The sequence below is a fragment of the Eubacterium ramulus genome (genome assembly GCF_003122485.1).
Lineage (GTDB): Bacteria > Bacillota > Clostridia > Lachnospirales > Lachnospiraceae > Eubacterium_I > Eubacterium_I ramulus_A.
On sequence record NZ_JRFU01000208.1, the window covers coordinates 1 to 5,232 of the forward strand.

General features: G+C 41.3%; 6 protein-coding genes. 5 read left to right on the plus strand and 1 reads right to left on the minus strand.

Annotation, left to right across the window (positions count from 1 at the left end):
• Nucleotides 1-144 precede the first annotated feature (144 nt).
• The 5 genes from LG34_RS15475 (at nucleotide 145) to LG34_RS15495 (ending at nucleotide 4,267) form a co-directional block, all read left to right on the plus strand.
• Nucleotides 145-891, plus strand: coding sequence for a DeoR/GlpR family DNA-binding transcription regulator (locus LG34_RS15475; protein ID WP_109216867.1), 747 nt, complete (start codon nucleotides 145-147; stop codon nucleotides 889-891).
• 213 nt (nucleotides 892-1,104) lie between these two features.
• Entirely contained in the window at nucleotides 1,105-2,292 is a 1,188-nt protein-coding gene (gene nifS, locus LG34_RS15480; RefSeq protein WP_109216868.1) for a cysteine desulfurase NifS, read from the plus strand.
• Nucleotides 2,282-2,710 carry a Fe-S cluster assembly scaffold protein NifU gene (gene nifU / locus LG34_RS15485; protein ID WP_109216869.1) on the plus strand — a complete coding sequence of 143 codons (429 nt, stop codon included), beginning with the start codon at nucleotides 2,282-2,284 and terminating at the stop codon, nucleotides 2,708-2,710. Before nifS ends, nifU begins: the two co-directional genes overlap by 11 nt.
• 191 nt (nucleotides 2,711-2,901) lie before the next feature.
• Nucleotides 2,902-3,147 carry a hypothetical protein gene (locus LG34_RS15490; RefSeq protein WP_109216870.1) on the plus strand — a complete coding sequence of 82 codons (246 nt, stop codon included), beginning with the start codon at nucleotides 2,902-2,904 and terminating at the stop codon, nucleotides 3,145-3,147.
• 172 nt (nucleotides 3,148-3,319) lie between these two features.
• On the plus strand, nucleotides 3,320-4,267 hold the full coding sequence (locus LG34_RS15495; protein WP_242979925.1) for a bile acid:sodium symporter family protein: 948 nt from the start codon (nucleotides 3,320-3,322) through the stop codon (nucleotides 4,265-4,267).
• Between the two features lie 2 nt (nucleotides 4,268-4,269).
• Here LG34_RS15495 and LG34_RS15500 read toward each other — a convergent pair whose 3' ends face one another.
• Complete coding sequence (locus tag LG34_RS15500; protein ID WP_347486827.1) at nucleotides 4,270-4,863, minus strand: YwaF family protein; 594 nt, start codon at nucleotides 4,861-4,863, stop codon at nucleotides 4,270-4,272.
• Nucleotides 4,864-5,232: the final 369 nt, after the last annotated feature.

Sequence of the window (5,232 nt, forward strand, 5' to 3'; positions counted from 1 at the left end):
TGCATGACGCGCACCTCGCAACAAGAATGCCGGAGCATTCTTGAATATAGAATGTGTATTTTACAGCAAAATGCAATGTGCATTTTGGAATGAAACGTTATATAATTATTTGCAATTGATAAGGGAAAAGAGGATTTTTGTTGTATGTTAACTGAAAAGAGGCAGGAGGAAATATTGCGCCTACTTACCTTGAAAGGCAGTGTGACGGTTCAGGAGCTGAAAGAGTATTTTGATGCTTCGGAATCTACGATCCGACGGGATCTGAATACGTTGGATGAAAAAGGTGCATTGGTCAAGGTATTTGGCGGTGCCATGCTGGCAGAGTCAAATCTTGCCACAAAAGATGAGCAGGTTTCACAGCGCAAGGGGCTGTATCAGGATGAGAAGCAGCAGATTGGAGAATATGCCGCTTCTCTGATCGAACCACATGATTTTGTATATCTGGATGCCGGAACAACGACCGCATGCATGATTCCATATATCACGGAGAAAACGGCAACTTTCGTGACAAATGCGGTATCACATGCACTGGAACTGGCGGGAAAAGGATTTCATGTCATTATTCTGGGCGGTGAACTGAAAGCTGCCACAGAAGCCATTGTTGGAAACGAAGCGTGTATGAGTTTGCAGAAATTCAATTTTACAAAATGCTTTATGGGAACCAACGGGGCATCTCCGGCAGTTGGATTTACCACACCGGAGATTAACGAAGCTAAGATCAAAGAATGTGCCATGACACACAGTCTGAAATCCTATGTGCTGTGTGACAGTACCAAATTTCATCAGGTGAATCCGATTCGGTTTGGAACCTTTGAATCGGCACAGATCATCACGGAAAAACTTCCGGATGTGGTATTAAAACGTTATACGAACATTATTGTGGTGTCGTGAGATATGTAACGTAAATGAAAGGACTCGGGCTATTTTTTCTTGGAAAGCGATTGTTAGCTTACAAGACAAAATAGTCCGAGTCCTTTCTTCATAACCTTAAAATTTTATTACCCCAATTCCTATTGACATTAGGGGAATACTATGATAATATATCCAAGAATTAAGGAAACAATAGATAAAATACAATACTAAGAATAGAAAGTGTGAGGGACTATGAACGTATATTTTGATAATGCGGCAACGACAAAAATGAGCCAGGTTGCATTGGACGCTATGATCCCATGTCTGGAAAACGTATATGCAAACGCATCAAGTCTTCATACTCCGGGACAGAAGTCCAAGGAAGTACTGGAGAAAGCAAGAGAGGAGATCGCAGCCTGTATCGGAGCACAGCCGAATGAGATTTATTTCACTTCCGGCGGAAGCGAGGCTGACAATCAGGCCATCGTATCTGCAGCAAAATGGGGCGCACGCAGAAATAAAAAACACATTATTTCTACTGCCTTCGAGCATCATGCAGTACTTCATACACTGCAGAAACTGGAAAAAGAAGGTTACGAAGTAACATATCTGGATGTCCATGAGAATGGAATGGTTCGTTTAGAGGAAGTTGAGGCAGCCATCCGTCCGGATACATGTCTTGTAACAATTATGTATGCAAATAATGAGATTGGAAGCATTCAGCCAATCCCTGAGATCGGCGCGATCTGCAAAGAAAAAGGCATATATTTTCACACGGATGCGGTACAGGCAGTTGGACACCTCCCAATTAACGTAAAAGAGCAGAATATCGACATGATGTCTGCATCCGCACATAAATTCCACGGACCAAAAGGAGTTGGTTTCCTGTATGCAAGAAAAGGAATCCTGCTTTCCAACATCATCGAAGGTGGTGCACAGGAGCGTGGTAAACGTGCCGGCACAGAGAACATTCCTGCAATCGTAGGTATGGCAGCAGCATTAAAAGATGTTCTGGCACATCAGAAAGAAAATGCAGAAAAAATGACAGCATTGCGTGACCGTCTGATCGAAGGTTTGCTGACAATTCCGCATTCCAAATTAAACGGAGACCGCACAAAACGTCTCCCGGGTAACGTAAACTTCTGTTTCGAAGGCATCGAGGGCGAGTCCCTGTTACTGATGCTTGACATGAAAGGTATTGCAGCATCCTCCGGTTCTGCTTGTACATCCGGTTCCTTAGATCCGTCCCATGTACTTCTTGCAATCGGACTGCCGCACGAAGTAGCACACGGTTCCCTTCGTTTATCCCTGTCTGAGTACAACACACAGGAAGAAGTAGACTATGTATTAGAAGAATTACCGAAGATCGTAACTTATTTAAGAAATATGTCACCGGTTTGGGATGAATTGGAAAAAGGAGAGAAAAAACATGTTATATAGTGAAAAAGTAATGGATCATTTTCAGAATCCAAGAAATGTAGGTAAAATGGAAGATGCTGACGGAGTCGGCGAAGTAGGAAATGCAAAATGCGGCGATATCATGAGAATGTATATCAAAGTTGATGATGACCAGACAATCACAGATGTAAAATTCAATACATTTGGATGTGGTTCAGCCATCGCAACAAGCTCCATGGCTACAGAGATGATCAAGGGTAAAAAAATCGATGAAGCTCTGGAACTCTCCAACCGTGCAGTAGTTGAGGCACTTGATGGACTTCCACCAGCAAAAATTCACTGTTCCGTACTTGCTGAGGAAGCAGTAAAGGCAGCAGTAAAAGATTACTATGACAAAAACGGCATTGAGTACGATCATGAGAAATTCCAGTCTGTAGACTGTGCACATTGCCACGAATAAAACACCATTCCTTAAATGATAAATACTTGTGAGCGAAAGAAAAGCGTCCTTTGCAGGGCGCTTTTCTTATACAACAAAAAGTAAAAGTTTTACCTACAATTTACAGTAATATGCTTTGGTTTTTACGATGGCATGCTACGATTTCAGTATCAAAAGAAAAGAGTTTTTGATATTGAGAAAGAGGGCATGACATGATGGAAAGGATTTATGCATATTCAAATAAAACAGGAAAACATACAGCAATTTCAGGTAAATATTTGTATCTGTTTTTACGTACAGTAGTTGTAGCAGCAATCTCACTGGCAGCAGTGATGATTTTGAATCTGTTTGTTACGATTCCGGGAATGACACATCTGGCATTTCTGATGCTGGTTTGTGGATGGATTACACTTGGATATGGATTTTTTGGCGGTATCTTAACATTGATGCGACGATAAAGAAACATAATTTTTTATGACAAGTGAAATTACAAGAAATATAGAGTGTGCGATGTGGAATGAAAAATCTGCATCGCACATTTGCTTTTCTATAAAAAGAACGGTATACTTGCGATGGTAAGAAAAGCAGAAATTAGAGAATACCGCAGAATATAGAATGGAAGTATGATATATGCAGATATTAAATCGATTTAATAAGTTTATAGAAAAATGGATGGCACTGGTTACGCCGGCGTGTCTGGTGTTTGGCGTGTTATTTCCACAGATTGCGAAACATGGCGTGCCTTTTGTGCCGTTTGTATTTGCGTTTATTACGTTTACCGGGGCTTTAAAATCCCAGTTCCGGGATGTGGCAAATGTGTTTAAAACACCTTGGGCGCTGCTGATCGTTATGGTGTTACTACATCTGGTAATTCCGGGAGTAGCCTGCGGTCTTGGAAATCTGATTTTTCCGGACAACAGTAATCTGATTACGGGAATTGTACTGGAGTTTGCTGTTCCAACGGCGGTAGTTAGTTTGATGTGGGTAACGATTTACAGCGGTAATAATGCCATGTCACTGGCACTTGTAGTCATTGACACTGTTCTGGCACCGTTTTTAATACCGGCGACATTGCATGTTATGGTTGGTTCAAGAGTGCAGATCGATGTAACACAGATGATGCGGCAACTTATTTTTATGGTGGCATTGCCGGCGGTTCTGGCGATGACATTAAACCAATGCAGCAAAGGAAAAGCACAGAAGGTACTGCCATCAAAACTGGCACCGTTTTCCAAGATGGCATTGATTTTTGTGGTAGCTTCCAATTCTTCCGGTGTAGCGCCTTATATCCGTCATATGAATCTGGAGCGGATGAAAGTGGCAGGCGTGATCTTACTGCTGGCAGCAGGTGGATATGCCATCGGATTGCTTATTGCGCGGTTGATGCATCAGGATCGTGAAACACAGATTTCCATGATGTATGGAGCAGGTATGCGAAATATCAGCGCTGGAGCAGTCATTGCGGCAACGTCGTTTCCAGGAGAAGTACTGTTCCCTGTTATGATTGGAACATTGTTTCAGCAGGTTCTTGCGGCATTGTATGGCAAAATTGTCTGTGAAAGAAACAAGGATAAGTAAGACTACTTTTTTAACAGCTGTGTAAGTTTGCCGAAAACTTGATATAAAGTCAGTATCAGTAGAAAAATAAAAATAGCATATCCAAGCAAATAACCGGGATTTCCCATCTGATCTGCAAGAAATTCTAATGGCGTGTTTTCAAGCGGTACGTTGATAAACATATAATTGCTGTCAAATTTTTTGTTAAAAAGATAAACAGGCGGAACAATACCGCAAAGCAACAGTACCGGCTGCCAGATATGACGTGTTTTAGGGCGAATGTTTCCACTGACAAAAAGTAACCATGGATAAAGAATGATCAGCGCATGATATACAAAACCATGGATCGTCATATAATGAAAAGGTGGGTACACGTTCCACACCGGAAATAAAATGCCAAGGACAGCACCGGGCATAAAAAGGCACAGTGCAATTTCAACAAGAGAAGTCCAGCGACCGGTGCGCAATGCCTGCATTTGCAAGAACAGATAGAAAAATCCTGCCAGATCGCAAAGGTGGAAAGGCAACATTCTGGCGTTCATGTGTCCGGTGACAGTCAAAATGGCATCCTGTGTAAAGGTGCAGCATAAAGCCAGAAGCACAGTGATATTCAACATTTGTAATTGTCTTATTTTTGTAAGGCGCAGGTATATTCTGCATAGAAGAAAAATAACAATGGCAATGCAGGTAAGCCAGATGAAATGCATTCTGCCAAAAATCGGAAAGCCACAATTCTCAGGCAAAGCATCCTGATAAGTGAAAAAATAAGTATACATAAAAAAGAACCTTCATTCATAAAATACTAAACTTGGTAGAGACATAAAGTAAATCCCGTACGCTATTATGTATTTTATAAAAGAGGTTCTTTGTTTCAAGATTACGATTTTTATTTGGTATAAAGTAAGGATCGTAATCTTTTTATTATTTTATGATATGCGTTTGATCTCAGTCTGAGTTGAGACTCCCACTTCTGCAAGTGGTGAGTA